At 58.5% G+C, this 1,654-nt stretch carries 1 protein-coding gene; it reads left to right on the top strand.

Translation table 11 applies throughout. The features are described 5' to 3' along the window. Positions 1 to 144: 144 nt before the first annotated feature. Positions 145 to 1,654 (top strand): IS21 family transposase (gene istA / locus HMPREF2808_RS02755; protein WP_070623598.1); only part of this gene is annotated, 1,510 nt, incomplete at its 3' end.

The raw sequence follows: 1,654 nt of genomic DNA, 5'->3' as shown, positions 1-1,654 counted from the left end.
GTGTTGCGACCGGCTATTTGGTAGCAGTGTCGTGACTATATGGTAGCGCTTCAGTGAGTATCTGGTAGCAGCTCGCGGCGCTCGGGGTGATACTTCCGGTAGCCGCACCACTCGGGTGCGGCGCGTACTGGAAGGAGTCCGCTGATGACGGATTACCGTGCGGTGATGACGCTGCTGATTAGGAAGCGTTCTTACCGCCAGATTGAAGACCAGCTCGGGTGCTCGCACCGCGCGATTTCCCGAGCGAACCAAGCGCTGCGAAGCCTTGGCCTGACTACTGCCCAGCAGGTCGCGGCGTTGACGAATGACGAGCTAGACGAGATATTCGTTGATAAACGCACCAGCGGTCAAGGCGAGTTCGTCCCGATTGACTTTGACGCGGTCGTCAAAGCACGCACAGGGCGTGTGAAGCAGACACTGCAAGTATTGTGGGCTCGCTACACCACCACCCCCACCCAGCCGGGCCAGCGTCATTACAGCTACGACCGGTTCCGCCAGCTGGTTGCCTCCCATGTCGATGCGGCCGGGCTTACCGCCCGGATCACCCATGCACCAGGGCATACGATGCAGGTGGACTGGGCAGGGAACAAGATGCGCCTGTACGACCCTGCGGGCACACCGGGTGCGAAAGTCAGCATTTTCGTCGCTTCGCTGCCGTATTCAGGAATGCTGTTTGCTTGTGCGTGTGTTGACCAGCGGCAACAGTCCTGGCTTGATGCACACCGCCAAGCGTTTGACTACTTCGGTGGGGTCTGCCAGGTTGTTGTCCCCGATAACGCGTCGACGGCATCAAACGCAATCAGCACTGCCGATAGGAATCGGAAGGTCAACGACACCTACCAGCAGTTCTTGGAGCACTACAACACAGCAGCACTTCCCACACGCGCGCGTCGGCCGAAGGATAAAGCAAATGTGGAAGCTGCGGTAAAGATCGTCACGCACAAGATCATCCACGCCCTTGAAGACCACCAGTGTGTTGACTTAGATGAGCTCAACGGAAAGATTGTGGGCTTAGTCGATGCGATCAACACCTCCGTGCCGTTTCGCAGTCAGCAGTCAAGCCGCAGGGATCTCTTCGAAGCACACGAGCAGCATCTCCTTGCTGACCTGCCGGCAACCCCGTGGCAACATACCGAGTGGAAGCATGCGAAAGTAGCCCCGGATTTCCATATCACGGTTGCAACGGTGCGCTACTCCGTTCCGCACCAGCTTGTTGGCCGCACTGTCGATGTGCGCATCACAGGCCAGGTCTTGACCGTCTTTGACCAGGGGACAACCGTGGCAACCCACCAGGTTTCGCATAAGCGTGGGGCCTATGTCACTGACTATGAGCACATTCCATCTGGAATGGACTCCACCCGTGGGCTGTGGACAAGCGACTACTTTTATCGCGAAGCCAGCAAAACCGGCCCGGCAACACGCAAGGTCATCGAAGAACTCATCGCGGCGAAAGCCATCCCGGCCCAGGCGTACCAGTCCTGTAGAAACGTGCTGTCGATGGGCAAACACGGCAACAAACCAATCCTGGAAGAGGCATGCCAGCGCCTGATGGCCAACGACGGCAGCCGACGGGCTGTGTCATATACCGCGGTCAAAAACATGATGGCCGCCATACGCAAAGAACACGCCACCCGGCCCCGCGGGTTAGACCAGG

The organism is Corynebacterium sp. HMSC078A10 (genome assembly GCF_001811565.1).
GTDB lineage: Bacteria > Actinomycetota > Actinomycetes > Mycobacteriales > Mycobacteriaceae > Corynebacterium > Corynebacterium hesseae.
The sequence above is the reverse complement of the archived record's forward strand: the minus strand, read 5'-3'. Positions and strand labels throughout refer to the sequence as shown.